At 69.0% G+C, this 23,686-nt stretch carries 25 protein-coding genes and 1 pseudogene; 18 read left to right on the forward strand and 8 right to left on the reverse strand.

What is annotated here, in order from left to right:
* Positions 1 to 248 precede the first annotated feature (248 nt).
* The gene (gene dksA, locus ASF20_RS10815) at positions 249 to 668 is read left to right on the forward strand and encodes an RNA polymerase-binding protein DksA (protein WP_055951344.1); all 420 of its coding nucleotides are present in this window, start codon (positions 249 to 251) and stop codon (positions 666 to 668) included.
* 69 nt (positions 669 to 737) lie between these two features.
* Here dksA and flgH read toward each other — a convergent pair whose 3' ends face one another.
* The 4 genes from flgH to flgF are packed head-to-tail and all read right to left on the reverse strand — an operon-like array spanning position 738 to position 4,155.
* Positions 738 to 1,484 (reverse strand): flagellar basal body L-ring protein FlgH, encoded by a 747-nt coding sequence (gene flgH / locus ASF20_RS10820; protein ID WP_056215907.1) that lies wholly within the window; start codon positions 1,482 to 1,484, stop codon positions 738 to 740.
* Between the two features lie 47 nt (positions 1,485 to 1,531).
* The gene (gene flgA / locus ASF20_RS10825) at positions 1,532 to 2,596 is read right to left on the reverse strand and encodes a flagellar basal body P-ring formation chaperone FlgA (RefSeq protein ID WP_056274051.1); all 1,065 of its coding nucleotides are present in this window, start codon (positions 2,594 to 2,596) and stop codon (positions 1,532 to 1,534) included.
* Between the two features lie 14 nt (positions 2,597 to 2,610).
* Positions 2,611 to 3,402 (reverse strand): flagellar basal-body rod protein FlgG, encoded by a 792-nt coding sequence (gene flgG / locus ASF20_RS10830; RefSeq protein WP_055951334.1) that lies wholly within the window; start codon positions 3,400 to 3,402, stop codon positions 2,611 to 2,613.
* 12 nt (positions 3,403 to 3,414) lie between these two features.
* On the reverse strand, positions 3,415 to 4,155 hold the full coding sequence (gene flgF / locus ASF20_RS10835) for a flagellar basal-body rod protein FlgF (RefSeq protein WP_056215900.1): 741 nt from the start codon (positions 4,153 to 4,155) through the stop codon (positions 3,415 to 3,417).
* Between the two features lie 285 nt (positions 4,156 to 4,440).
* On the opposite strand from flgF, the gene fliL reads away from it, so the two are divergent.
* From fliL to ASF20_RS23270, 8 genes are all read left to right on the forward strand, one after another.
* On the forward strand, positions 4,441 to 4,944 hold the full coding sequence (gene fliL, locus ASF20_RS10840; RefSeq protein ID WP_056274053.1) for a flagellar basal body-associated protein FliL: 504 nt from the start codon (positions 4,441 to 4,443) through the stop codon (positions 4,942 to 4,944).
* 51 nt (positions 4,945 to 4,995) lie between these two features.
* Positions 4,996 to 6,213: a flagellar motor switch protein FliM gene (gene fliM / locus ASF20_RS10845; RefSeq protein WP_056215891.1), complete on the forward strand. Its 1,218-nt coding sequence runs from the start codon at positions 4,996 to 4,998 to the stop codon at positions 6,211 to 6,213.
* A gap of 11 nt (positions 6,214 to 6,224) precedes the next feature.
* Positions 6,225 to 6,743, forward strand: coding sequence for a DUF6468 domain-containing protein (locus tag ASF20_RS10850; protein WP_056274055.1), 519 nt, complete (start codon positions 6,225 to 6,227; stop codon positions 6,741 to 6,743).
* A gap of 32 nt (positions 6,744 to 6,775) precedes the next feature.
* Positions 6,776 to 7,555, forward strand: coding sequence for a hypothetical protein (locus ASF20_RS10855; protein WP_056274058.1), 780 nt, complete (start codon positions 6,776 to 6,778; stop codon positions 7,553 to 7,555).
* 132 nt (positions 7,556 to 7,687) lie between these two features.
* Positions 7,688 to 8,347 carry an invasion associated locus B family protein gene (locus tag ASF20_RS10860; protein WP_056274061.1) on the forward strand — a complete coding sequence of 220 codons (660 nt, stop codon included), beginning with the start codon at positions 7,688 to 7,690 and terminating at the stop codon, positions 8,345 to 8,347.
* A gap of 38 nt (positions 8,348 to 8,385) precedes the next feature.
* Complete coding sequence (locus ASF20_RS10865) at positions 8,386 to 8,799, forward strand: hypothetical protein (protein ID WP_056274063.1); 414 nt, start codon at positions 8,386 to 8,388, stop codon at positions 8,797 to 8,799.
* Between the two features lie 202 nt (positions 8,800 to 9,001).
* A complete protein-coding gene (locus ASF20_RS10870) occupies positions 9,002 to 12,370 on the forward strand; it encodes a hypothetical protein (protein WP_244476393.1) in 3,369 nt (1,122 codons plus the stop codon).
* Positions 12,371 to 12,530: 160 nt separating this feature from the next.
* On the forward strand, positions 12,531 to 12,704 hold the full coding sequence (locus ASF20_RS23270) for a DUF3606 domain-containing protein (RefSeq protein WP_082487900.1): 174 nt from the start codon (positions 12,531 to 12,533) through the stop codon (positions 12,702 to 12,704).
* An 82-nt stretch (positions 12,705 to 12,786) separates the two neighbouring features.
* Here ASF20_RS23270 and fliP read toward each other — a convergent pair whose 3' ends face one another.
* Positions 12,787 to 13,542, reverse strand: a complete 756-nt coding sequence (gene fliP / locus ASF20_RS10875) for a flagellar type III secretion system pore protein FliP (protein WP_056274069.1) — start codon at positions 13,540 to 13,542, stop codon at positions 12,787 to 12,789.
* Positions 13,543 to 13,682: 140 nt separating this feature from the next.
* Positions 13,683 to 14,801, reverse strand: coding sequence for a hypothetical protein (locus tag ASF20_RS10880; protein ID WP_244476394.1), 1,119 nt, complete (start codon positions 14,799 to 14,801; stop codon positions 13,683 to 13,685).
* A gap of 30 nt (positions 14,802 to 14,831) precedes the next feature.
* On the opposite strand from ASF20_RS10880, the gene ASF20_RS24965 reads away from it, so the two are divergent.
* The 9 genes from ASF20_RS24965 to ASF20_RS10920 all read left to right on the forward strand — a co-directional run bounded on the left by ASF20_RS24965 (position 14,832) and on the right by ASF20_RS10920 (position 22,518).
* Positions 14,832 to 15,068, forward strand: coding sequence for a hypothetical protein (locus ASF20_RS24965; RefSeq protein WP_244476395.1), 237 nt, complete (start codon positions 14,832 to 14,834; stop codon positions 15,066 to 15,068).
* A gap of 368 nt (positions 15,069 to 15,436) precedes the next feature.
* A complete protein-coding gene (locus ASF20_RS10885) occupies positions 15,437 to 15,922 on the forward strand; it encodes a nucleoside deaminase (RefSeq protein ID WP_244476396.1) in 486 nt (161 codons plus the stop codon).
* A gap of 337 nt (positions 15,923 to 16,259) precedes the next feature.
* Positions 16,260 to 16,682 carry a flagellar basal body rod protein FlgB gene (gene flgB / locus ASF20_RS10890; protein ID WP_056274076.1) on the forward strand — a complete coding sequence of 141 codons (423 nt, stop codon included), beginning with the start codon at positions 16,260 to 16,262 and terminating at the stop codon, positions 16,680 to 16,682.
* 30 nt (positions 16,683 to 16,712) lie between these two features.
* On the forward strand, positions 16,713 to 17,123 hold the full coding sequence (gene flgC / locus ASF20_RS10895; RefSeq protein WP_056215858.1) for a flagellar basal body rod protein FlgC: 411 nt from the start codon (positions 16,713 to 16,715) through the stop codon (positions 17,121 to 17,123).
* A 32-nt stretch (positions 17,124 to 17,155) separates the two neighbouring features.
* On the forward strand, positions 17,156 to 17,470 hold the full coding sequence (gene fliE, locus ASF20_RS10900) for a flagellar hook-basal body complex protein FliE (RefSeq protein ID WP_056274079.1): 315 nt from the start codon (positions 17,156 to 17,158) through the stop codon (positions 17,468 to 17,470).
* 93 nt (positions 17,471 to 17,563) lie between these two features.
* The gene (fliQ, locus tag ASF20_RS10905) at positions 17,564 to 17,830 is read left to right on the forward strand and encodes a flagellar biosynthesis protein FliQ (RefSeq protein ID WP_056274082.1); all 267 of its coding nucleotides are present in this window, start codon (positions 17,564 to 17,566) and stop codon (positions 17,828 to 17,830) included.
* Between the two features lie 18 nt (positions 17,831 to 17,848).
* On the forward strand, positions 17,849 to 18,613 hold the full coding sequence (gene fliR, locus ASF20_RS10910; RefSeq protein WP_056274085.1) for a flagellar biosynthetic protein FliR: 765 nt from the start codon (positions 17,849 to 17,851) through the stop codon (positions 18,611 to 18,613).
* A gap of 23 nt (positions 18,614 to 18,636) precedes the next feature.
* On the forward strand, positions 18,637 to 19,704 hold the full coding sequence (gene flhB, locus ASF20_RS10915; protein ID WP_056274088.1) for a flagellar biosynthesis protein FlhB: 1,068 nt from the start codon (positions 18,637 to 18,639) through the stop codon (positions 19,702 to 19,704).
* A gap of 135 nt (positions 19,705 to 19,839) precedes the next feature.
* Entirely contained in the window at positions 19,840 to 22,518 is a 2,679-nt protein-coding gene (locus tag ASF20_RS10920; RefSeq protein WP_056274090.1) for a PAS domain-containing sensor histidine kinase, read from the forward strand.
* A 66-nt stretch (positions 22,519 to 22,584) separates the two neighbouring features.
* Here the strand turns inward: ASF20_RS10920 and ASF20_RS23275 are convergent.
* Positions 22,585 to 22,919 (reverse strand): annotated as a pseudogene (locus ASF20_RS23275) (IS5/IS1182 family transposase); the annotation flags it as partial.
* 213 nt (positions 22,920 to 23,132) lie between these two features.
* A complete protein-coding gene (locus ASF20_RS24000; RefSeq protein ID WP_156648031.1) occupies positions 23,133 to 23,387 on the reverse strand; it encodes a hypothetical protein in 255 nt (84 codons plus the stop codon).
* Between the last annotated feature and the right edge of the window lie 299 nt (positions 23,388 to 23,686).

A 23,686-nucleotide genomic window follows, 5' to 3' on the forward strand; every position in this document is an offset into this window, starting at 1 on the left:
GTCCGGTCCTGATCCCTCGCCACTGAGACCTGCATTTTAACGCAGGACAGATTCTAGGTGACAAAGCGCAGCCGCTGTTGCAACGCACAGCCTCCGGTGGCGTGTTTGCAGCCGTTGCGTGTTTGCCGCAGCGCGCAAAACATCCGAGAGGATTGCGGTGTGCGGTAACCACGATGCGTTGTCGTGGCCTGCACCCTGCATTATAGCCACGCAAAACGATCGCCGCGGACCGGCTGCAAGAGGCGCGAATGGCGAAGGTCACGATTGAGGACGGGTACGTACCGAGTGAGAGCGAGCCGTTCATGAATGATCGGCAGCGGGAGTATTTCCGTCGCAAACTGCTCGGCTGGAAGTCCGATATTCTACGTGAGGCCCAAGATACGCTGGTCGCGTTACAGACCGAGAACGAAAATCATCCCGATTTGGCGGATCGTGCCTCGTCCGAGACGGACCGGGCCATCGAGTTGCGAGCGCGGGACCGGCAACGCAAGCTCACCGGCAAGATCGACGCCGCCCTGGCGCGGCTGGAGGACGGTTCCTACGGCTATTGCGAGGAGACCGGCGAGCCGATCTCGCTGAAGCGCCTGGATGCCCGCCCCATCGCGACGCTGTCGCTCGAAGCGCAGGAGCGTCACGAGCGACGCGAGCGCGTCTACCGGGACGACTGAGCGGGCTGGTCGCGGGCGGACCGCGATCCAAACCGTTCTCCGAGAGGGACGAACGGGCTCCGATGGGGCTCAGAACGGCAGGAGCACGTCGACCAGCTGCTGACCGTAGCGCGGCTGCTGCACATCGGTGATCTGGCCGCGTCCGCCATAGGCGATCCGGGCCTGGGCGATCTTGCTCGAATCGATGGTGTTGTCGGACTCGATGTCCTCGGGCCGGACCACGCCCGCGACGATGAGTTCGCGGACCTCGAAGTTGATGCGGATCTCCTGCTTGCCCTCCACCACGAGGTTTCCATTGGGCAGGACCTGCGTGACGATGGCCGCGACGCTGGTGGTGACGGTCTCGTTGCGCTGAACCGAACCGGCACCGTCGCTCGATGTGGTCGAGGTGGCGTTGATGAGCTTGTCGGGGCTGATCCCGGCCGCCGTCACCCCCTTGCTGCTCTCTAGGCCGAAGGCGTTGGGCAGGCCGAAACCCTCGGCGTTCGAGCGCGAGCGCTTGGTCTCGTTGTTCAGGTTCGCCTTATCGGTGACATTGACCTTCACGGTGACGAGATCGCCGATTCGGGCGGCCCGCTGGTCCTTGAAGAAGGCGCGCGAGCCTGTCCGCCACAGGGAGTTCGGAGCGTACGAGACCGGCTGGACCTCCGGCATCGGCAGGCGCACCGGTTTGTAGCCGGCCTGGGCGGTCGGGTCCTCGATGGCCGAGAGGGCTGGCGTCGCACCGATCTGGGACAGTCGGTCCGCAGTGTTGCAGGCGCCGAGGGTCGTGCAGAGGAGCGCGACGGCGAGGGCTGGAGAGACGCGGTGGGTCATCGGGACCGAACCTTTGGCAAACCGAAAGGGGACGCGGACGGGGCGGCTCAGCGCTGAAGCGCGGGACCGTCGAGGGCGGCGTTGGCCTGGCGCACCAGGGGCGCGGGACCGACGGAAACGCGGCCGGGTCCGATCACGGTGGCGGACAGGATCTTCTTCGAGACCGGGTTGGTGACCGTGATCATGGCGCCGAGGCGGCCACCCTCGTTGGCCAGTCCCCGGAGGGAAAGATTGAGACCGGGGGAATCGAAGAGGATCGTGACGGCCTCGCCCCGGGCCACGAGGTCGGGCGGCGCGAGGTCGCCCGAGCGCAGGATCGCACCGGCACCGAGGCTGCGCTGCGCCACCTGTCCGGCGAGATCGCCGAGGGACCCCTGCGCGTCCGACGGTGTCGCTTCGCGCGGACGGCGCTCGAGGGTCAGGTCGGCCGCGTTGATCGTCTCGCCGCGATTGAGGCTGCGCCCCAGGACGGCGACCTCCCGGATCTCCATGACCTGGCCCGAGACCCGGAGGGATGCCTGGCGCTCGCCCAGGGTGATCAGGCCGGCGATCCGGCGCGAGCGCGGATCGTAGCTGAGGTCGAGGGCGACGGCCTGACCGTTCAGGTCCAGGGGCGCCAGAAGGGTCGGGGACTCGCCATCGAGACGAATGGCGAGGTTGCGCGGATCGACGCCGTAGCCGGATTCCAGAGCGCGCTTCAGGGCGGCCTCGATCTCCGGCTGCGTCACCCGGCGGGCGGCGCGCTGGACCGAGACCTGGACCCGGCCGCCGGTCTCCACCGGGCCGAGCCCGAGACCGGCCACCGCATCGGCGATGCGACGCGCCTGGATGGTGCCGGTGGCGCCAAGGGCCGGCGCCCGGAACAGCGGACGCTGCGCCGTCTCCGCAGAGGCCCCCTCGACGAGGTCGCCGAGGGTGAGGACGTCGCCGCGGGCGGTGACGTCGCCACGCAAGCGCAGGCTCGCCCCGGCGGGGCGGGCCTCCTGGGCCAGGACCTGGAAGGTGAGGAACGAGAAGGCCAGGACGGCCAGCAGGGTTCGGCCCACGATGGCGACGCTCAGGGTCGAGACCCGGATCGGGCGGCGGGGGGGGATCTGTCTGAGCGCATGCATGGTCAGGACCTCGATCAGCTGCGGAACATCTGGGAGGTGGTCGAGAGCATCTGGTCGGCGGCGGTCACCACCTTCGAGTTCATCTCGTAGGCGCGCTGTGCCGCGATCAGCGACGAGATCTCGGTGACAGCGTTGACGTTCGCCTCCTCGAGATAGCTCTGCTGCAGGTTGCCGAACCCTTCCGAGCCCGGCAGACCGTTGATCGCCGGACCGGACCCGGCGGTCTCGATGAACAGGTTGTCGCCGATCGATTCGAGGCCGACCTTGTTGACGAAGCGGGCGAGCTGGAACTGGCCCAGGGCCTGCGGCGCGGTCTGCCCTGGCACGGTGGCCTGGACCGCTCCCTGGGCGCTGATCGTCACCGACGTGGCGTTGTTCGGCACCGTCACCCCGGGATCGACGAGGTAGCCGTCGCGGGTGACGAGCTGCCCCTGGGCCGAGAGGTCGAACGAGCCGTCGCGGGTGTAGGCCGTGCGTCCGTCCGGCAGCGTCACCCGGAACAGGCCTTCGCCGCGAATGGCGACGTCGTATTCCTTCTCGGTGCTCGTCAGCGTCCCCTGCGACATCACCCGGGCGGTCGACGTCGTCTTCACGCCCGAGCCGATGGCGAGGCCTGCGGGCAGCTGCGTATTCTGGTCGGAGGTCGAGGAGCCCGCCCGGCGCAGGTTCTGGTAGAGCAGATCCTGGAAATGCGGCTGCTGGCGCTTGTAGCCGGTGGTGCGCAGGTTCGCGATGTTGTTCGAGATGACCTGGACGTTGAGTTCCTGGGCCGCCATGCCGGTGGCGGCGGCGTAGAGGGCGCGCATCTGCTGAGATCCTTACGCGACGTCGGCGAGACGGCGGATCGCCGTGCCGCGCAGGTCGTCGAGGCGCGAGATCACGCCCGAGACCATGGTGTAGGTGCGGTTCACGTCCATGAGCCGGGTCATCTCGATGACGGGCTTCACGTTCGAGCGCTCCAGGGCGCCGGCCTCCACCCGGCCGGCGAGGCCGGCGGCCTGCGGCTGTGCCGCGGAGGCGTAGAGATTCGCGCCCTCGTTGGTCAGCGCCTGAGGATTGGCGAAGGTGACGAGGCGGACGCGGCCGCGGATGCCGAGGTTGGTCGAGACCGTGCCGTCCGGGCCGATCGACACGCCGGTCTCCTGCTGGCCGATCTGGATCGGCCCCGCCTCGCCTTGCACCGGGTACCCGTCGCTGGTGACCAGCGTCCCCTGGGCGTCGGTCTCGAACGCGCCGTTGCGGGTGTAGCGATCGCCATTCGGGGTGCGCACCACCAGGAAGGCCTCGCCGCGCACCGCCACGTGGAGGGGATTGCCGGTCTGCTCAATGGGTCCTTGGGCGAGGTCCAGGGCGGTGCCCTGGTCGATCACGTAGGAGACGCGGCGGTCCGGCCTCTGAAAGGAATCCGCGCTCGCCACCGGCATCAGGTATTCCTGGAACCGGCTGTTGCGCCCCTTGAAGCCGTTGGTGGAGATGTTGGCCATGTTGTTGGCGATGACGTCCAGCTCGCGCTGGAGCGCGACCTGGCTCGAAACCCCCACGAACAATGCGTTCTGCATGACACTCTCAGCCCCGACGAGCGACGATGTCCCAACATCCGCATGGGCCGTGCCAGCTTAGGAAATCCGTATTCTATGAACATCGTCAGTATCTTAAGTAGATGTTGACGACCAGGCAGCGCCTGCCGTGTCCGACCGCGCGGCAAGTCCGACCCGGCAGCTTTTGCCGCCTTAACGACGCGTTAACCTTGCTGGCCCGATACCTCTGCGAGGTTCGACATCCGAGGGTGTCGATGTCGTCGAGCGGGTCCCGCTCGCCCCACCGCGCAGTCCCGAGGTCCAGCGATGGCCAAGAAGCCGAAGAAGGCCGCCACCGAGGGTGAGGAGGGCGCGGAGGGCGAGGCCCCGAAAGGCGGCAAGAAGAAGCTCATCATCATCGGCGCGGTGGTGCTGGCGCTGATGGGTGGCGGCGGTTTCGTCTTCCTGAAGAAGAAGGCCGGCGACGGCCACGCCGAAGCGGCCGCCGAGGTGAAGAAGCCGGTCGTGTTCCTCGATGTCCGCGAGATGATGGTCAATCTCGCCAGCGAGCCGGGCCAGGACCGGACGCGCTTCGCCAAGATCAAGGTCGCGATCGAGCTCAAGGACGCCAAGGTCGAGGGCGAGGTGAAGCCCCTGATGCCGCGCATCGAGGACACCTTCCAGGTCTACCTGCGCGAACTGCGTGCGAGCGACCTCGCCGGGTCGGCCGGCATCTATCGCTTGCGCGAGGAATTGCTGCGCCGGGTCAACGTCGCCATCCACCCGGCCCGGGCGGAGGCGGTCCTCTTCAAGGACGTGGTGATCCAGTAGGCGGGCGCCGCCGATTGGGATGGATGAAGTTTCGCAGGTGACGAGAGTCTGATGGCCGGACCGGAAGACGAGATCGACGAGGACGACTGGGCCGCAGCCCTCATCGCCCAGAACGGCGAGGGGGGCGAAGCCTCGCTCGCCGACGAGTGGGGCGCGGCACTCGCCGAACAGGGCACCACCACCCATGCCAGCGACGTCGCCGCCGAATGGGCGACGATGATCGAGGACGGGGAGACCGACAATCTCCCCGAACTCGCCGGCAACGACCGCATCTTGAACCAGGACGAGATCGACGGCGTCCTCGGCTTCTCCCTGCGCGAGCTCTCGGCCTCGGGGGCCGGCGGCGTGCGCGCCATCGTCGATTCGGGCGTCGTCCAGTACGAACGTCTGCCGATGCTGGAAATCGTCTTCGACCGGATGATCCGGTTGTTGTCGACCAGCCTGCGCAACTTCTTCCAGGACAACGTCGAGGTGACCCTCGACAACATCACCTCGGTGCGCTTCGGCGACTACCTGAACGCGATCCCGCTGCCGACCCTGCTCGGCGTCTTCCGGGCCGATGCCTGGGAGAATTCCGGCCTCGTCACGGTGGAATCCAATCTCGCCTACTCGACCCTCGACCTGCTCCTCGGCGGCAAGCGCGGCGGCTCCTCGACCCGCCTCGACGGACGCCCCTTCACCACCATCGAAATGCAGCTCGTGCGGCGCCTGGTGGAGATCATCCTCACGGACCTCGAGCTCTCGTTCCAGCCGCTCTCGCCGGTGCGCTTCGCCATCGACCGGATCGAGACCAATCCACGCTTTGCGACCATCACCCGGCCCGCCAACGCCGCCATCCTGATCAGCCTCAAGCTCGACATGGATGGACGCGGCGGCCTGCTGCAGATCCTGTTCCCCTACGCCACCATCGAGCCGATCCGTGAACTGCTCATGCAGAGCTTCATGGGCGAGAAGCTCGGCCGCGACCACGTCTGGGAAAGCCACCTCGCCACGGAGATCTGGCAGGCCGACGCGACCATGGAGGCGGTGCTGCACGAGATGATGCTGCCGTTGAAGAAGGTGCTGTCGCTCAAGGTCGGCGACACCCTGATGTTCGACACCAAACCCTCGGACCTGATCGCGATCCGCTGCGGCGACTGGGCCCTGACCCAGGGCCGGATCGGCCGGATCGACGACAACATCGCGGTGCAGCTCACCCGGCCGCTGCGCCGGTCGCGCACCACGCTCCAGGCCTTCGAAGCCTCCATGAACAACCGCAACGACGGGTGACGCGACCAGCCATGAGCCTCCTCGTCACCCTCCTGGCCGATGGCCTCGTCGCCGTCCTGCTGGTCGCCAGCATCGTCTCCTCGATGCGCCTGAGCGGCCGCATCACCAAGCTCAAGGCCGACGAGGCGGCCCTGCGCCAGACCATCGGCGACCTCGTCATGGCGAGCTCCACCGCCGAACGGGCCATCGTCGGCCTGCGCGCCACCCTCGACGAGTGCGACCGGACCCTGGCCGACCGCCTCGGCACCGCCGAGCGCTACGCCACCGACCTCGCCGCCCACGTGGAGGCGGGTGAGACGGTGATCGCCCGCATCGCCTCCATCGTGGCCCAGGCCGCCCCGACCCGCGAGCTCGCACGCACGGCGGCCCCGGCACGGGAGCCGCTTGACCTCGAGCGCGTGGTCCCGCCCGTCCGCGTCGCACCGCCCGCACCGTCGAGCCCCAACGGCGAGCGCCTCGGGGTCGCCGCCGCCGCCGCCCTGGCCATGTCCGAGCGCGCCCTCGGCCGCCTGCGGAGCAAGGCCGCGTGACGAAGGCGCCCCCCGGGAAACGGACCGGCAGCTTGGTCCGGTTCCGTCAGACGCGGCCGCTGAAGCTGCGCCTGATCGATGCCGTGACCCTGGCGGCGGCCGGGCTTCTGGTGCTGAAGGTCGCGGCCATCGCGGTGGAGGAATCGAAGCCGCAACCGGGTGCGGCGATGCCGGAGTTCGCGCGCGTCCTCGCCAAGGCCCGCACGAATTACGAGCCCGCAGACCCGTCGACCACCGGCTCGGTGACGCCGAAGGAACCCGAGAAGCCGGCTCCGGAGCCCGAGAAGCCGGCACCGCGTCCACCGCCGCCGCCGGAGCCGATGCCGGCGTCCGAGCGCGCCCTCCTCGAGCGCCTCGCCGCGCGGCGCGATACCCTCAAGCAGCGCAGCGAGGCCCTCGATCTGCGCGAGCAGCTGCTCGGCACCGCCGAGCGCAAGCTGGAAGAGGGCGTCGACACGCTCAAGCAGGGTGAGGACAAGGCCGAAGGAGGCGGCTCGCAGCGCGCCGAAGCCGAGCGGGCCGCGCTGAAGAACATCGTCACAATGTACGAGACGATGAAGCCGAAGGACGCCGCGCGGGTGTTCGACCGGCTGAGCCTCGACGTCCTCGTGCCGATCGTTCTGGCGATGAATCCCCGCAAGATGGCCGAGGTGCTGGCGCTGATGCAGTCGGAGCCCGCGGAGAAGCTCACCGTGGCCCTGGCCAATCGGGCGCGCGGGCAGGCCGGCGGCCCGGCAGCCACGGTCGCGGCCGGTCTCGGCCCGAACGAACTCGCGGCGATCGACGCACCGACGCCTCCGCCCCGGCGCTGACCACCCTGACGTTTGCAGGCGGTCATCCACTGGGTTGTCCGCGCCTCCATTGCGCGTTCGTCCGCGCCCGACTAGGGGCAGGCATCCCGAGCGAATGAAATCCCCACCGCACGGGTTCGGGGAGCCAAGCACGTGCCGTCCATCAGCCTGATCCGAGTCCTCGCCGTCCTGAGCTTCGCCCTGACCGTGGCGGCTCCCGTCGCGGCACAGGACGCCGAAGCTCCGGCCGCCACCGAGGCGCCGGCCAAGCCGAAACCGCGCAAGGCCGCCCCGCCGAAGCCAGCTCCGGCGAAGCCCGCGGCGCCGATGCCGGCCGCCGCCTCCGCGCCTCCGACCACCACGGCCGGCTGGCCGACCGGTGCGAGCTCCCTCACCGAGGTCTATGGCGACTGGACCGTGACCTGCGCGAAGGCCGACGCGAAGGCGGAATGCGCGGTGATGCAGGCCCAGGGGGCCAAGGGCCGTCGCGAATTCGCCCTGGAGATCCGGACGCCCAACGATGGGCGCGCGCAGGGCTTCATCCTGATGCCGCTCGGCCTCGCCATCGAGCCCGGCATCTCGTTCAAGCTCGACGAGGCCGTCCTCGGAAAGGGCGCGCCCTATCTGTCCTGCAGCCAGGAGGGATGCCTCGTGCCCATCAGCCTGCCCACCCTGGCGACCGACACGATGAAGACCGCCAAGAACCTGCTGGTCTCCGCGACGAAGCCGGAGGCCAAAGAACCCGTCACCATCACGGTACCGCTCGAAGGATTCGCCAACGCGCTGGCGCGCGCCATCGCGCTGACGAGCTGAGCGGGACCGTGGCGCGGCCGGACCCGAGGAGCGTAGCTATGAAGAGATCGGCCCTGCCGACCCGAAGCCTGATGACCCTGATGGTGGCCGGAGCCCTGGCGGCGCCGGCATGGGCCCAGGAGGAACGGCCGCCCGAGAAGCCGCCCGGCCCCCCGCCGACGGCCGCCGAGGCAAAGGCCGAACGCCAGAAGAACAGCGCAGCCAAGCTCGCCGGCCTGCTCGCTTTCGTGGAAACCTACTGCCGCGACCTCAAACCGAATTCCGAGCGCTTGAATTCCGTCGTCGCCGGCCTCGGTGTCGCGCCCGACGATCTGGCCCAGGGTGACCTGAACCTGCGCAGCCGGGCCTATACGGAGATATACACCAAGGACATTTCCGCCAATTGCGCGCGCGCCGCCGAGAATTTCGGCGAGACCGGCCGGACGATCCCGGGTCTGATCGCCAAACGTTAGCGGTCCGGAGAAAGCGACACCGCGTCTTAAGCGCCCGTTAGCCTCGACACGCGAGAGTGGCCGGACAGTGCGGCGTAAGGCGGATCGGCTCGGCTGCGAGTCGCTCCACCCCATGGGTTTGGCGTATCCAGCGATGGCTCTCGATGCCGGTATCGCGACACGACGGCGTCGGCTTCGGGCTGGCTTCGCCGCGATCTCGATCGTGGCCGCGGCTCTCTGCGGGGGGACGGACGCGACCGCCGCACGACTCACGGCGATCAAGGGCGCGCAGAGCGAGCGCTACGGTCGCCTCGTCCTGACCTTCGACGGCCCGGTTTCGGTCAAGGCGCGGATGTCCGGGTCCGTGCTCGTCCTCGGCTTCTCGGAGAAGGCGAGCGCCGGCCCCGAGCGGATCGCCGCCGAGATGCCGGACTACGTCACAGCCGTGCGGCGCGATCCCGACGGACTGGGCCTACGCCTTGCCCTGCAACGTCCCTACCGCGTCAACGTCCAGGAGGCGGGGGAGAAGGTGTTCGTCGATCTCCTGCCGCAGGACTGGAGCGGTCTGCCGCCGGCCCTGCCGCCGGAGGTGGTGGCCGAGCTGTTCCGGCGGACCCAGGCCGCTGAGGCGGCCCTGCGGGCGGCGCGCCCCCCCGCCGAGCCGAAGACCCTGCGCCTCGAACTGGCGCATCTTCCGACGCTCACCCGCCTGAGCCTGCGTGCACCGGCGTCCGCCGCACCGCGCTTCGAGGCCGTCGGCCCGGCCATGCGCCTCGCGATTCCGGGAGCCTGGCGCATCGACGAGGTCGCCACCCGCGGGCGCCTGAAGCCGTCCATCGAGAGCCTGTCGGCCGAGAGCGACGAGACCGGCGCCCGTCTTCTCGTCACCCCTGCGGACGGCTACGAGATCCAAACCTTCAGCGACGAGGACGGCGCGACGATCGACCTCGTCCGAAAGCCTGCCGAGAAGGCCAAGCCCAGCGCGCAGGATGCGAAGGCCGGGGAGGGCGCTGGGCCCGTCGGCGAGGCCAAGACGACCGAGACTAAGACGACCGAGATCAAGACGACCGAGATCAAGGGAGTTGAGACCAGAGCGACGGAGGTGAGGGCGGCAGAACCCAAACCCGAGAAGGCACCGCAGCGGTCGCCGGGGCAGACCACGGAGACGTCCGGGGCTGCACCGGCGGCTCCCGTCGCCGCGACGGTTCAGCGGCCCAGCGGACCGGGCCTCGCGTTCCCGTTCAAGACCATGCCGCCGGCCGCTTTGTTCGAGCGCGCGGGCATCGCCAACCTGGTCTTCGAGACCGCAGAGCCGGTCGTCGTCCCCGCGGGCGATCCCATGCTCGCGCCGCTCGGTCCGCCAACGCGAACCGGTCGGATCGTGACCGTGCGCTTTCTCGTTCCGCGCGACCGGCTCCTGGACCTTGTGCCGGTCGGCCCCGCCGGGGCCCCGACCGGCTGGGAGTTGGTGGCCAGCGAGAACCTGTCTGCGAGCGACGCCCTCTCGGCGATTCGCGTCACCGATGCGGCCGGGCGGATCAGTGTCGGCGTGCGCCTCCCGAACCCCGGGGTCGCCTCCTGGCTCAGCCTCGACGGGGAGCGCATCGCCGTCGTGACGGGCCGGGGCCCGAAGCCGGCCGGAATTCCGAAACGGCAGATCTTCGTCGACTTCGAATTGCTGCCGAGCCGGCAGGGCGTCGCAGTCCTGGCGCAGGCGGACGACCTCCTCGTGCGGCCGGACCTCGACGGGGTCGCGATCAGCCGGGAAAGCGGCATGGCCGTCTCCGGCGTCGCGCGCCCCGCCGAGGCGCCCCTGATAACCCTCAGTGACCTCGCCGTGGACCGGGGTCCCTGGGAGGCCTCGCAGCGCGGCGACACCCGCGAGCTGATCCGCGACCAGCTTCAAGCGGCCGCGGAGGCACCGCGTGCCGCGCGCGGACCGCTCCGAATGGTCCTGGCGCGCACGATGCTCGCCAATCGCCTCTCCCTGGAAGCGCTCGGCGTCCTCAAGACCGCCTTCGGCGACGATCCCGTCCTGGCCGGCCAGCGCGATGTTCCGATGCTCACCGTAATCGGAAACGCCCTGATCGGGCGCATGTCCGACATGCGCACGGGTCTGGCCGTCGAGATCCTCAGGAACGATCCCGAGGCGCGGCTGTGGCAGGGCTACCTCGAAGCCCTCGAAGGCCGTTGGAGCGCGGCCGATGCCTCGTTCCGCGCGACCGCGAGCGTGCTCGACCGCTACCCCGAAGACCTCCAGGCCCTCCTGCGCACCGCAGCCGCCGAGGCCGCGGTCGAGACGGGAGACTGGGATGCAGCCAACCGCCAGATCGTCGCGGCCACCCGCGCAGCGGACCGCCCGACCCAGGAACGACTGGCCTTGCTGCGCGCCCGGATCGACGAGGTCACCGGCCAGACCGTGGCCGCCCTCGATGCCTACGAGCGCCTCAGCGAAAGCGGAGAGGCAGGGGTCGCCGCCTCGGCCCGCCTGAGGGCCACCGTGCTGGGGCACGCGGCGGGGAAGATCACGGTAGCGGATGCCATCGAGCGCCTGGAGCTCCTGGCCCTGTCCTGGCACGGCGGCGACCTCGAGCCGCGAACCATCTCGGCCCTGGCCAAGCTCTACGTCGAGGCGGGACGCTGGCGTCAGGCGATGATGACCGCCCGCCGCGCCGATTCCACCGGCACGGATTCACCGCTGGTGCGCGACGTGCACGACATGGCCCAGACCCTCTTCGAGGATCTCTACCTCGGTGAGCGCAGCTCCAAGCTGTCCGGAGTCGAGGCCCTGGCACTGTATTTCGACTTCAAGGAGTTCGCCCCACTGGGCCGTCGCGGCGACGAGATCGTACGGCGGCTGTCGGATCGCCTCGTGGAGTTGGACCTCCTCGATTCTGCGGGCGAACTGCTGCAGCATCAGGTCGACCATCGCCTGACGGGGCCCAGCCGTGCGGGCACGGCGGCGCGACTCGCGGCCATCCGGCTCATGGACGAGAAGCCCCTCCAGGCCCTCCAGACCCTGGACGCCACCTACCTGCCCGAACTCCCCGAGGATCTGCGCCGGGCGCGGGCGCTGCTGCGGGCGCGTGCCCTGTCCGACCTGTCCCGCACCGACCTCGCTCTCGAGACCATCGAGGGCGAGACGGGGCCGGATGCCGAGCGCCTCAGGGCGGACATCCTCTGGACCGGCCGGCGCTGGCGCGACGCCGGGGAGGCGCACGAGGCACTGGTCGGCGATGCCTGGCGCCGCCGCGTACCCCTCGACGACGACGCTCGCACGGACATCCTGCGCGCGGCGATCGCCTACGGGCTCGCTGGCGAGACCCTTGGCCTCGAGCGCCTCCGGGCGAAATTTGCGGGTCCGATGGCCGAGAGCGTCGATGCCCGCACCTTCGCCCTTCTCACCCAAGCCAACGCCGTCCGCACCGCGGGCTTCCGCGAAATCGCGCAGAAGGCCACCAGTGCCGAAACGCTCCAGGCGTTCCTCTCGGAATACCGCAAGCGCTATCCCGAGAGCGCCGTGCCGGCGCCGGGCAAGCGCGAGACGGATGCGCGGGCCGACGCCCAGGCGAGTGCGACCCCGCCCGGCTGAGCGGGGACGACGTCACGCCGGACATGCGGCGTAAAAGCCGGATGCGATTCGCCGAATTCTGTCGGGCCCAGCGCAACAAACGCGCCGCGGCGACGTTCTGCCTCCAATCCCAATCACCCGTGCGGCTTACGTTCCAGCCCGGCACAGCAGAGGCCTTCCCATGCTCACGGAACCGCTCGACACCACGACCGGAAAGACCCACCTCGACATCTTCGACACCCAGCAGCGCAGCGCGATGGCCACGCGCCTCGGCGTGTCCGAAGATCGCCTGAAGCGCGCCGTGCGCCTCGTCGGCAACCGCATCTCGACCCTGAAGAGCTACCTCGAGCGCTAATCGCGCGAACCGGCATGTGACGATAGGGAAGGGCGCTCTCGGGCGCCCTTTTTCGTGCGCGGCCACCGGCTCACGCGGCCCTTCAGGTCCCGTAGCTCTGCACCAGTGAGCCCGCCACCAGGGTCCAGCCGTCGACGAGGACGAAAAAGATCAGCTTGAACGGCAACGCCACGGTCGCCGGTGGCACCATCATCATGCCAACGGCCATGAGGATCGAGGCGACGACGAGGTCGATAATCAGGAAGGGGATGAACAGCAGGAAGCCGATCTCGAAGGCACGGCGCAGCTCTGAGATCATGAAGGCCGGCGTCACCACTTCGAGGCCGACGGCTTCGGGACCGGCCGGGATGGGAGCCTTCGCCATATCCAGGAAGAGCTTGAGATCCTTCTCGCGGACGTTCTTCAGCATGAAGGTCTTGAAGGGTGCGGAGGCGCGCTCGAAGGCGACGCTCTGCGTGATCTGCCCGGCGATCAGCGGCTCGATGCCATTGCGATAAGCCTCCCGCCCGACCGGTGCCATCACGAAGGCGGTCAGGAACAGCGCCAGGCTGGTGACCACCGCGTTCGGCGGGGCGCTCTGGGTCCCCAGCGCCGAGCGCAGAATCGACAGCACCACCACGATCCGGGTGAAGGACGTGGCCATTACCAGCACCGAGGGCGCCAGTGCGAGGACGGTGAGAAGCGCGACGAGCTGGAGGGCCCGTTCGGTCACCCCGCCGGTGCCGAGATCGACCGAAAGGCTCTGGGCCTGCACCGCCGTCGCGGCACAGGCCAGCCCCAGGCCGATCGAGACCGGTAGGCGCAAGCGTCTCAGGGGGAAGGAGCGGGGGTCGGTCATACCGGTTCCGGGCGATGCGACGCGACGCGGCCGCGCGCCCCTCTTAGCATTCGCGCCCCGGGCCGCATCCCCGTGCGAGGCCATGCGAACTCGGCCCCGGCGGGGTGTGCGGGTCGGGTGCGGGGCGCCCCCGGATCCGTCTACTGCTTGCGATCCAGAGGGCGGCCGAGTAGCCGCGCGAACTCCGCTTCGATCTCTTCCACGGAGAACGGATTAGGGCTGGCTGGCGCCTTTGCGGGCGCAGGAGCGGGAGGCGGCGGGGTCGGCGCTGCGGCGGGTGGCGATTCGATCACCGCCGGGGGAGCGGCATCTTCGACCTCCGGCGCGTCGGCGACCGCCGCGTGGATCACGGGGTCCGGCTCGATCGGAGCAGGCTGAAGCGGAGCGGGCGGCTCCAACGGCACGGCCTCGAGCTCTGGCTCCTCGATACGATCGGCGAAGAGCGCGTCGTCGACGGCAGACCGCGGTTCGACGGCGATCCGCTCGTCCGATGCCGACGTCTCAGCGGTGGCCGCCATCGCGGCGGCGATGGGATCGATGCCGGGCGCCTCGGCGACCGGGACCCGGTTCACCTCCGGCTGGGGTTCGGGGCGCGCTTCCGGGGCGTCAGGCCTGTCTTCGGGCATCGCAGGCGCGACGGCCTCAGCCACGGGGCTCTGCATGGGCATGGCGGGACGGACCGCCGCCGAGGGTCTGCGCAGGGCCTCCTCCAGCTGGCGTGCCATGTCGGAGAGGATCGCGGCATCGACGCCGCGGGCTGTGGGTGCCGAGACGGGAGATGCCGAGACGGAAGGCGCCGGTGCGGCGACCGCCTCCGCGGGCGTGTCGCGACCGGTTTCGGGCTCGGATCCCCGCTCCGGCAGGCCGACGCGGTCCGCGATCGCGGCAGGAACGAAGTTCGCCAGGGAGGGCGGCGTCCGGCGCATGACGCGCGCAATCTGGGAGTCGCGCTGTCGCGGCGCGGCCGGCTCCGGGGCCGGGACGCCCGGCATCGGCTCTGGAGCAGCCGCACGCGGGCGATCGCCCAGGGGTGGGGCCACCTCGTAATCCGCGCCGGGGGACGGCACCGCCATCTCGAAGACCGGCTCACGATAGGGAGCAACGGGCGGAACGGATGGCGCCAGGCTCGGGACCGGAGCCTGCTCGGATACCGGCGGTTCCGGCATCGTCTTCAGCACCGGCTCGGGAGCCTCGTCGAAGGCGGTCTCATCGGACGCCATCCGGGCGCTCATGCCGCGCAGGATGTTGCGCTCGATCACGACGTCGTTGGGGCCGCCCACGAGAAGCAGATGCTCGACGTTGTCGCGCCGCAGCAGAATCAGTTGGCGCTGACGGTCGAGCTCGTAGATGTCGACGATGCCGAGTCGCGGCTGGCGGCCGCGGGGAGAATTCTTGCCGGAGAGGGGCGATCCCTTCCCGCCGAGTCGCCGGATCAGGAAGACGCCCGCCGCAAGGATGAGGAAGATGACGACGAAGATGATGGCGAACTGGAGGGGAAACGAGCCATCCGAGCTGAAGAACGATGACAAGACCGGGGTCTCTCGCTTTTGGGGCTCGTGGCCCGACGCAACACTGGAAAACCCAGTATCATGTCCGGCGCCAGCGCGGGCAACAACGTTAAGACTTCGTTAACAGCTCCTTTGGCCAAGACAAATTCGGCAATTTCTCGAAGGACTTGCGGTTCGCCAAGGACGCCCCGCCGCCCGATCCGATCACGGAGCGGCGGGGCGTGCCGTGTCTCCACGGCGAAGCCGATACGCAACGCGGCCTGGAATGACAGTGCCCCGCCCGCGGTTAGCGGCGCATCAAGCGGTCGTCTGCCGCTCGTCTCGAAACGGGACCCGCCAGCGGTCCTGGCGCGTTGGATGGACGACACAGCCGGAGGTGGTTCGACGTGGCATCCGTGGAAGATCGGCATCAAGCGCATCTGCGCGACGCGGTCGCGTTGGCCCGCGACAACGTTCTCCGGGGCGGGCGCCCCTACGGCGCCGTGATCGTACGCGATGGCGATGTGCTGTCGCGGGCCGTCAACACTATCGCGATCACCCAGGATCCCACCGACCACGCCGAGATGGTGGCGATCCGGGAGGTAAGCCGTCGGCTCGGGCGGCCGAAGCTCGACGGTTGCATCGTCTATGCCAGCGGTCGCCCCTGCCCGATGTGCCATGCGGCCATGCGCTTGGCCGGCATCAAACAGGCCTACTTCGCCTACAGCGCGGAGGAGGGCGAGCGCCACGGACTCCTCGGCGCCGGCATCTATGCCGAACTCTGCCAGCCCCTGGGCGATCAACCGATGCGCGTGGAGCACCTTCCCGTGGCGGTGGAGGACCATCCCTACGTGCTCTGGCGCGAGCGGCAGGGCGCCTCCGAGACGGGTTGAGGCGATGACCGTTCCGCGTTGGATCCCCTTCCTCGCCGCCGGCCTCTTCCTCGCGGCCGCCATCACCCTCGGCGTTCTCTGGAGCCGCGGTGCCCTCCGCCATCCCAGCGAGGATGCCCGGTCGGCCGGTCCGCCAATGGCTTGTGCGCCCCTCAATCCCAGTGGGCCACCGCCCGCGGAATGCCCACGGGCGAAACCACCTACGCAGAGAACGCCCTGAGGTCTGTTCCTACTTCGAGGGAGACGCCCGGGGTTTAACCGGGCGTTAACCATGGGGGCGGCAGATTTTGCCGGTCCCACCGGGCAGATTCTTCCGGGTGAGGGGAGGGTCTCGCCCATGTCCGTCACCGACCTGCCCATTCTCGGCATGCTGCGCACGCGGATGCAGTGGCACCAGACGCGCCAGAAGCTCCTGGCCGAGAACGTGGCGAATGCCGACCTGCCCGGCTTCAAGCCGCGGGATCTCGCCAGCCCCGACCTCGGACGATCCGGTCCCGTCCTGTCGCAGCCGCAGGGCGCCACCACGAGCAGCAGCCTCGCGGTGACCAACGTGTCCCACATCGCCCCGGGTGGAGGCCCGGACGGTCCCGGAGCCGACCCGCGCCGCGTGAAGGACTTCGAGATCCGTCCCAACGGCAACGGCGTCAATCTCGAAGAGGAGATGATGAAGGCCGGCGACAACCAGGCGGATTATCAGATGGCCGCTTCGCTCTACCAGAAGAGCCTCGACACCATCAAAATCGCCATCGGCAAGCGCTGAGCGGCCATCCTACGCCTGACGGAGCGCGCCATGGACTTCCTGAAATCCCTCACCACCGCCGCCTCGGGCCTGAAGGCCCAGTCGAGCCGGATGCGAATCATCGCCGAGAACATCGCCAACGCAGATTCCGCGCCGAGCGCCGTCGGCGGCCAGCCCTATCGCCGCAAGATCCCGACCTTCACCCAGCAGGTCGACCGCGAAACCGGCGCGTCGCTGATCGAGGCGGGGCGGGTGCGCCGCGATACCTCGCCGTTCCGGACCAAGTACGATCCGGGCAATCCGAGCGCCAACGCCAGGGGCGAGGTGGCGATGCCCAACGTCAACGGCCTGATCGAGAACATGGACATGCGCGAGGCCCAGCGCTCCTACGAGGCCAACCTCAACATGGTCACGGCAACCCGCCGCATGGTCGCCAAGACCCTCGAGATCCTCAAGGCCTGATCGCCGCTTCCGCTGCCTGAAAGTCCGCCGCCATGACCAGCAACGCCTTCGCCGCCGGCGCCTACGCGGCGATCCAGAACATCGGCGCCAAAGGTCCACCGAAGATCGCGCCGGCCACCGGCGCGTCGGGCTCGAACTTCACATCGCTCCTGACGTCCAGCCTGGACAGCGTCGGCGAGGCGGGACGCAAAGCCGACAGCCAGGCGCTCGCCGTGGCGGGCGGCAAGGCGAACGTCGTCGACGTGGTGACGGCGGTGGCCGAGAGCGAGACCGCCCTCCAGACCCTCGTCGCCGTCCGCGACCGGGTGATCTCCGCCTACGAGGAAATCATGCGGATGCAGATCTAGGCGTCCACGGACCGTCGATCCCGAAACCGCGGCCAACCGCTTTGCCTTCGCTCTCCCAAGACTTCCGCCACGACGCGAGATGACATCCCCTCCATGACCGGTCTCTCCATCATCGACGTCGCCCGCGACGGCATCTTCGTGTTCCTCAAGGTGGCGGGACCGGTCATGCTGGTCGCCCTCGTGGTGGGCCTCGTGATCTCCCTGTTCCAGGCCCTGACGCAGATCCAGGAGCAGACCCTGATCTACGTCCCCAAGATCGTGGCCGTGTTCGCGACGCTCCTGCTGATGCTGCCGTTCATGGGCGAAGCCCTCGGCAGCTACATGACCCGGATCGCGGCCCGCATCGTGTCCGGCGGCTGAAGCCTGCTATGACGGGCCATGAACCTCCTCCTGCCGGGCATCGCGGCGGCCTTCCTCCTCACCTTCGCCCGGATCGGCACCCTGGTGATGCTGATGCCGGGCGTTGGCGAGCAGCTGGTCTCGCCGCGGCTGCGCCTCGCCTTCGCGCTGCTGCTCACCTTGATCCTGTTTCCGACGGTGCGGCCGCTCCTGCCGATGCAGGGCGGAGCCATCGCGGGTCCGGGTTTGATCGCGCTGCTCATCGGCGAGTTGCTGGTCGGTCTGGTGCTCGGCCTCACGGTGCGGATGGTTCTCGCCGCCCTGCAGACCGCCGGCATGATCGTCTCGCAGCAACTCGGGCTGTCCTACGCCATGACGGTGGACCCGACGCAGGGCGGGCAGCAGACCGCGATCGGCAATTTCCTGGCGCTCCTCGGCATCACCCTGATCGTGGCGACCGACCTGCACCACGTCGCCTTCGAGGCGATCGGGCGCAGCTACGTCCTGCTCCCGCCGGATGGCGTCCCGGGCATGGGCGAGGCGGCGAGCCTCGCGTTGAAGGCCATCGCGCGGGGCTTCTCGCTCGGCGTGCAGATCTCGGCCCCGTTCATCGCCTTCGGCATCCTGTTCAACGTGGGGCTCGGCGTGCTGGCGCGCCTGATGCCGCAGATGCAGGTGTTCTTCGTGGCCGTTCCGGCCTCGGTCCTCATCGGGATGCTGCTGCTGCTGGGCAGCCTCGGCGTGATGATGAGCGTCTTCCTCGACGATATCGGGCGCTATCTGGCCGAGCTCGCCGGGCGCTGAGCCCCCGCGCGGAGGTCTGAGCCGTGGCGGACGATTCCGATCCGGAAGACAAGACCGAAGACCCGACCCCGCGGCGGATCGAGAAGGCGATCGAGCAGGGCAACGTTCCCAACAGCCCCGAGATCAACACCTTCTTCATCCTGGCCGCCTTCACCATGGCGCTGCTCATGGTGTCTGGCCTGATCGCCAGGAACTTGGTGCCGAGCCTGCGGGGCTTCCTGATGAACGCCCATGCGGTGCCGTCGGATTCGGCGGCCTATACCGAGATGGGATTGCGCACGCTGATCATCTGCGCGCAGGCCCTCTGTATACCAGTAGGTCTCGTCCTAGTCGCGGGCTTGGCCGCCGGTCTCGTCCAGCATCCGTTCGTCTTCAGCACGGAGGCGGTCGGCCCGAAATGGGACCGGGTCTCGCCGATGGCGGGCGTCAAGCGCGTCTTCGGGATGGAGGCTCTGTTCCAGTTCGTGAAGGGGCTGGCCAAGCTCGGCATGGTCGGGGTCGTCGCCGGCACCATCCTGTGGGGCGAGCGCGACCGGATGGAGGTGTTCGCGCGCCTCGACCCGAGCGCCGTCCTGGCCGCGATCCTAACCCTCGCCCTGAAGATGATGGCGGGCATGCTCGCGGTGTTCGTCGCCATCGCGCTCGGCGACGCCGTCTACCAGCGCTTCCGCTGGCGCCAGCGCCTGCGCATGTCGAAGGAAGAGATGAAGCAGGAGCACAAGGAGAGCGAGGGCAGTCCGGAGGTGAAGGGCCGCATGAAGCAGATCCGGGCCCAGCGCGTGAAGAAGCGCATGATGGCCGCCGTCCCCACCGCCACCGTCATCGTCACGAACCCGACCCACTACGCGGTCGCCCTGCGCTACGAGGCCGGCATGGCGGCCCCCGTCTGCGTGGCCAAGGGCGTCGACTCGCTGGCCCTCAAGATCCGCGCGGTGGCCAAGGACCACGACGTCCCGATCCTCGAGAACCCGCCCCTGGCCCGGGCGCTGCACGCCACCGTGGAGATCGACGCGGAGATCCCGGCGGAGCATTACCGCGCGGTGGCCGAAGTCATCGGCTACGTCATGCGCCTGCGCCGGCGGGCCGCGTGAGGATTGGCGCTTGCGCTCGCCACGCTTTATGCACCCTCTTTCGCGAGATTTCTCGGCGACATACGCCGGTTTGCCCTTGCTGCGTGCGAAACCGAGGGGCTAACCGGATGAGCTTCAGGGATGGGTCGGCGGCGGATGGTTGAGTTCAGCGGACACGGGAAGCCCGCGTCGAACGCGATCGATCGTTCCGAGCGGCCCGGGCGCGTCGGGCTGCTCCTCGTGCTGGCGGGCCTGCTCGTCGGTGCCGCCGTGGGCCTGTCCTTCGTCGCGAGCGAGCAGGCCCAGCCGCTGATCCTCGGGCTGCTGGCGCTCCTCGCCATGGCGGGCGTGTTCTGCCTCTTCGCCCTCGCCATCGGGGCGATCCAGCTCGCCGGCCAGACCACCCGGGACGACATCACCAAGGCGATCGTCGACGCCGCGCCCGAGGGCGCGATCGTGGTGGAGGAGGGCGGGCGCCTCATCTACGCCAACGAATCGTACCTGCGCATCGCCGGCGGCGAGACCTTCGCCAGCCTGCGCCCGGTGGAGCGGGTGTTCGTCGGCTCGCCGGAGGTCTCGGAGGCGGTCTACCGCCTCGCCCAGGCCTCCCGCGACGGTCTCGGGCATGCCGAGGAGATCCGGATGGCCCCGCCTCCGGGCAGCGCGGCCGAGCGGGCCTTCGCCTGGTTCCGCATCAGCGTGCGCCCGATCGAGCGGCCCCGTCGCCCCGCGACCCTGTGGACAGTGAGCGACATCACCCACGAGCGCGAGCGCCAGGAGAACGTCTTCCAGGAACTCCAGCACGCGATCGACTATCTCGACCACGCCCCCGCCGGCTTCCTCTCGATCGATCCGACCGGCGCGATCGTCTACATGAACGCGACCCTCGCGGCCTGGCTCGGCTACGACCTCGCGACGGTCGGCTCCGGCGGCCTGCGCCTGCCCGAGATCGCCCCCGGCGCCGACGTCCTGACCGCCTCGGAGGGCCTGCCGGGCGAGGTCCGGACCGACCGGTTCGACCTCGACCTGCGCCGCCGCAACGGACATCCGCTGCCCGCGCGCCTGTACCATCGGGTCGCCTTCGGCCAGGACGGACGGCCCGGCCCGTCGCGCACCTTCGTGCTCAACCGCTCGGCGGGTGCCGAGAGCGACGAGCCGCAGCGGGTCGCCGAGGTGCGGCTCGCCCGCTTCCTGAACAACAGCCCCATCGCCATCGCGACCCTCGACCAGAGCGGCCACATCGCCCGCGCCAACGCCTCCTTCGCACGGCTGTTCGGCGGGCTTCCGCGCCAGGCCCTGCCCGATGGGCGCAACGACCTCCAGGGCGAGCCCACCATGTGGGATGCCATCGCCGAGCGCGATCGCGCCGGCCTCGAGGCTGCCCTGGGCAAGGCCGCGGCCGGTCTCGTCGAGGTGCAGCCCATCGAGATCGCACTCTCGGGCCCCGGCAACCGGTCGGCCCGCGTCTGGCTGAGCCCGGCGGGCGGCGAGCCGGCCGGCGGCGGCCGGGACGAGGCCGAGCAGAGCGACCGCGAGCGGGTCATCCTCTATGCCCTCGACACCACCGCCCAGCGCCAGCTCGAGCAGCAGGTGGCGCAGGCGCAGAAGATGGACACGGTGGGCCAGCTCGCCGGCGGCATCGCCCACGACTTCAACAACGTCCTCCAGGCGATCATCGGCTACTCGGACCTGCTCCTGGCCAGCCACCGGCCGACCGACCCGGCCTTCCAGGACATCATGCAGATCAAGCAGAACGCGAACCGGGCCGCGAGCCTGGTGCGCCAGCTGCTCGCCTTCTCGCGGCGTCAGACCCTGCGCCCGGAGGTGATGAACGTCGGCGAGGCCCTCTCGGACCTCACGCTCCTGCTCAAGCGCCTGCTCGGCGAGCGGGTCGACCTCGACCTGAAGCACGGGCGCGACATCTGGCCGATCAAGGCCGACGTGAACCAGTTCGAGCAGGTGATCGTGAACCTCGCCGTGAACGCGCGCGACGCGATGCCGGAGGGCGGCCGCCTGCTGATCCGCACCGCCAACGTCGTCGACGAGGCCGTTCCGAGCGAGACCCGCGTCGGCATGCCGGTGGGCGACCACGTGCTGATCGAAGTCCTGGACACCGGGCAGGGCATTCCGCCCGACGTCATGGAAAAGATCTTCGAGCCGTTCTTCACCACCAAGGAGATCGGCAAGGGCACGGGCCTCGGCCTCTCGACGGTGTTCGGCATCGTCAAGCAGAGCGGCGGCACCATCGACGTGCGCTCCACGGTGGGGGAGGGCACCGCCTTCCGGATCTACTTCCCGCGCCACGAACCCGCCGCCGAGCCCGAGCCCGAGCCGGAGCTCGCGCTGGCCCCCCCGACGGGGCAGAGCACCGCCGCGATCGCGGCCACCCGGCTCAAGGGCGGGCCGGACCGGCCACGCCCAGACGGCGAGAAGCCCGCGCCCCGCAAGCCGGCGCCGGACCATACCGGCCAGGGCGTGATCCTGCTGGTGGAGGACGAGGACCCCGTGCGCGCCGTGAACAGCCGCGCCCTGTCGGCCCGCGGCTACACCGTGCTCGAAGCCGCCTCGGGCCTCGATGCCCTGCGGATCATCGCCGAGACCACCGAGACCATCGATCTCGTCGTCTCCGACGTGGTGATGCCCGAGATGGACGGGCCGACCCTGCTGCGCGAACTGCGCAAGCAATCCCCCGACCTCAAGGTCATCTTCGTGTCGGGCTACGCCGAGGATGCCTTCCGCAAGAACCTCCCCGACGGCGAGGATTTCAACTTCCTGCCCAAGCCCTTCAGCCTGAAGCAGCTCGTGGAGACGGTGAAGGAGACCATCGCCCGCTAGGGTTTGTCATCGCCCGAGCCGGTCGAGGGCGGCTGCGCGGCAGAGGACGCCCATGTCCCGGAAGTCCTCGCGGACGGCGTGGCTCGTGAAACCGAGGTCGCCCACCACCCAACGGGGCACGCCCGGCGGTTGGTCGAGCAAGGGAACGGCGTGGGGTCGTTCATGGTCCTGACCGGGGGCCGACCGGACGGCGATGGCGCGCCCTCGGCCATCGGCGATCACGCAGGTCCTGGTGCCATAGCCGCCCCATGAGCGGCCCAACGCTTCCTCAGCGTCTCGCTCGGCCGCAGCCAGAGAATCGCCGGGAGAGTGCGGCGTCGATCCTGCGGTGGTGTCTTGGCGCTCGGCCGGCAGGTCTCGACCAAGGGCTCCCGTTCGGCCCCTCGCGCCCCACTCGGCATCGACCCGCCCGACGCCGGGAGGGGAAAACGCGAGCGCGAGCAATCCGTTCAGGTGCCGACAGGCCCTCGCCGTGCTCGTCGTTCCACGAATATGCTATACTGGCACAAAACAGAGTACAGAGGCGATCGATATTTCGAAAGCAGCCCGCTGCTTTCCTTTCAAGCGTTATTGGCGATCAGATGAATTGCCTCTGATGCGGTTTCTAACTGGTCTCATGTCTGGCCTGCGAGGTGAGCGGAGAACAGCGTGGAGGCCGTCTTGGAGGCGGCCTGCATCATGGCATCCTGCGTGTATTTGATTTCACCGCCACACATGTCCAACATCTGCTTCAGGCGAGCGTCGGCTAACGACGTTCCGTGTCCGTCGTTGGCAAGGTCACTTGGCAGCTGGACCTCATTTGGAGTCGAAATAAGACCGCTTTTATACACAGTCGCAAGGACACGGCCGTTTTTTTTCCAGAGTCGCATATTGGTTCGACGGATCATTGTCCGCCACGACGTTCCCAGGAGCCGGAGGTGGTGGCGGGTTCAACTCCGCCTCGCGTTCCTTGCGTTGACTTTCCGGCATCTTGGTGATTGCCGGAGCCATCTCTGCGAGGTTGTAGATCTGTCCAAGGCTTGGATTGACGCTGGAAATCATGACCTTACGCCTGAGAGGATTGATCAGAGCAAGCAATCCGTGACGATGTCGGTACATGGACCTCCAAAGAAGGTGCCGTGTCCGCCATTTGATCCTCAGCGCCGCGGGTGCGTCATGTCGCGTGCAT

This window comes from Methylobacterium sp. Leaf88 (assembly GCF_001422795.1).
GTDB lineage: Bacteria > Pseudomonadota > Alphaproteobacteria > Rhizobiales > Beijerinckiaceae > Methylobacterium.

What these genes read in the sequence shown, in the direction of transcription:
- dksA (WP_055951344.1), top strand. Translation starts at nt 249, where the DNA reads ATGGCGAAGGTCACGATTGAGGACGGGTACGTACCGAGTGAGAGCGAG.
- flgH (WP_056215907.1), bottom strand. Translation starts at nt 1,484, where the DNA reads ATGACCCACCGCGTCTCTCCAGCCCTCGCCGTCGCGCTCCTCTGCACG.
- flgA (WP_056274051.1), bottom strand. Translation starts at nt 2,596, where the DNA reads ATGCATGCGCTCAGACAGATCCCCCCCCGCCGCCCGATCCGGGTCTCG.
- flgG (WP_055951334.1), bottom strand. Translation starts at nt 3,402, where the DNA reads ATGCGCGCCCTCTACGCCGCCGCCACCGGCATGGCGGCCCAGGAACTC.
- flgF (WP_056215900.1), bottom strand. Translation starts at nt 4,155, where the DNA reads ATGCAGAACGCATTGTTCGTGGGGGTTTCGAGCCAGGTCGCGCTCCAG.
- fliL (WP_056274053.1), top strand. Translation starts at nt 4,441, where the DNA reads ATGGCCAAGAAGCCGAAGAAGGCCGCCACCGAGGGTGAGGAGGGCGCG.
- fliM (WP_056215891.1), top strand. Translation starts at nt 4,996, where the DNA reads ATGGCCGGACCGGAAGACGAGATCGACGAGGACGACTGGGCCGCAGCC.
- ASF20_RS10850 (WP_056274055.1), top strand. Translation starts at nt 6,225, where the DNA reads ATGAGCCTCCTCGTCACCCTCCTGGCCGATGGCCTCGTCGCCGTCCTG.
- ASF20_RS10865 (WP_056274063.1), top strand. Translation starts at nt 8,386, where the DNA reads ATGAAGAGATCGGCCCTGCCGACCCGAAGCCTGATGACCCTGATGGTG.
- ASF20_RS23270 (WP_082487900.1), top strand. Translation starts at nt 12,531, where the DNA reads ATGCTCACGGAACCGCTCGACACCACGACCGGAAAGACCCACCTCGAC.
- fliP (WP_056274069.1), bottom strand. Translation starts at nt 13,542, where the DNA reads ATGACCGACCCCCGCTCCTTCCCCCTGAGACGCTTGCGCCTACCGGTC.
- ASF20_RS24965 (WP_244476395.1), top strand. Translation starts at nt 14,832, where the DNA reads ATGCTCGACGTTGTCGCGCCGCAGCAGAATCAGTTGGCGCTGACGGTC.
- flgB (WP_056274076.1), top strand. Translation starts at nt 16,260, where the DNA reads ATGTCCGTCACCGACCTGCCCATTCTCGGCATGCTGCGCACGCGGATG.
- flgC (WP_056215858.1), top strand. Translation starts at nt 16,713, where the DNA reads ATGGACTTCCTGAAATCCCTCACCACCGCCGCCTCGGGCCTGAAGGCC.
- fliE (WP_056274079.1), top strand. Translation starts at nt 17,156, where the DNA reads ATGACCAGCAACGCCTTCGCCGCCGGCGCCTACGCGGCGATCCAGAAC.
- fliQ (WP_056274082.1), top strand. Translation starts at nt 17,564, where the DNA reads ATGACCGGTCTCTCCATCATCGACGTCGCCCGCGACGGCATCTTCGTG.
- fliR (WP_056274085.1), top strand. Translation starts at nt 17,849, where the DNA reads ATGAACCTCCTCCTGCCGGGCATCGCGGCGGCCTTCCTCCTCACCTTC.
- ASF20_RS10920 (WP_056274090.1), top strand. Translation starts at nt 19,840, where the DNA reads ATGGTTGAGTTCAGCGGACACGGGAAGCCCGCGTCGAACGCGATCGAT.
- ASF20_RS24000 (WP_156648031.1), bottom strand. Translation starts at nt 23,387, where the DNA reads ATGCGACTCTGGAAAAAAAACGGCCGTGTCCTTGCGACTGTGTATAAA.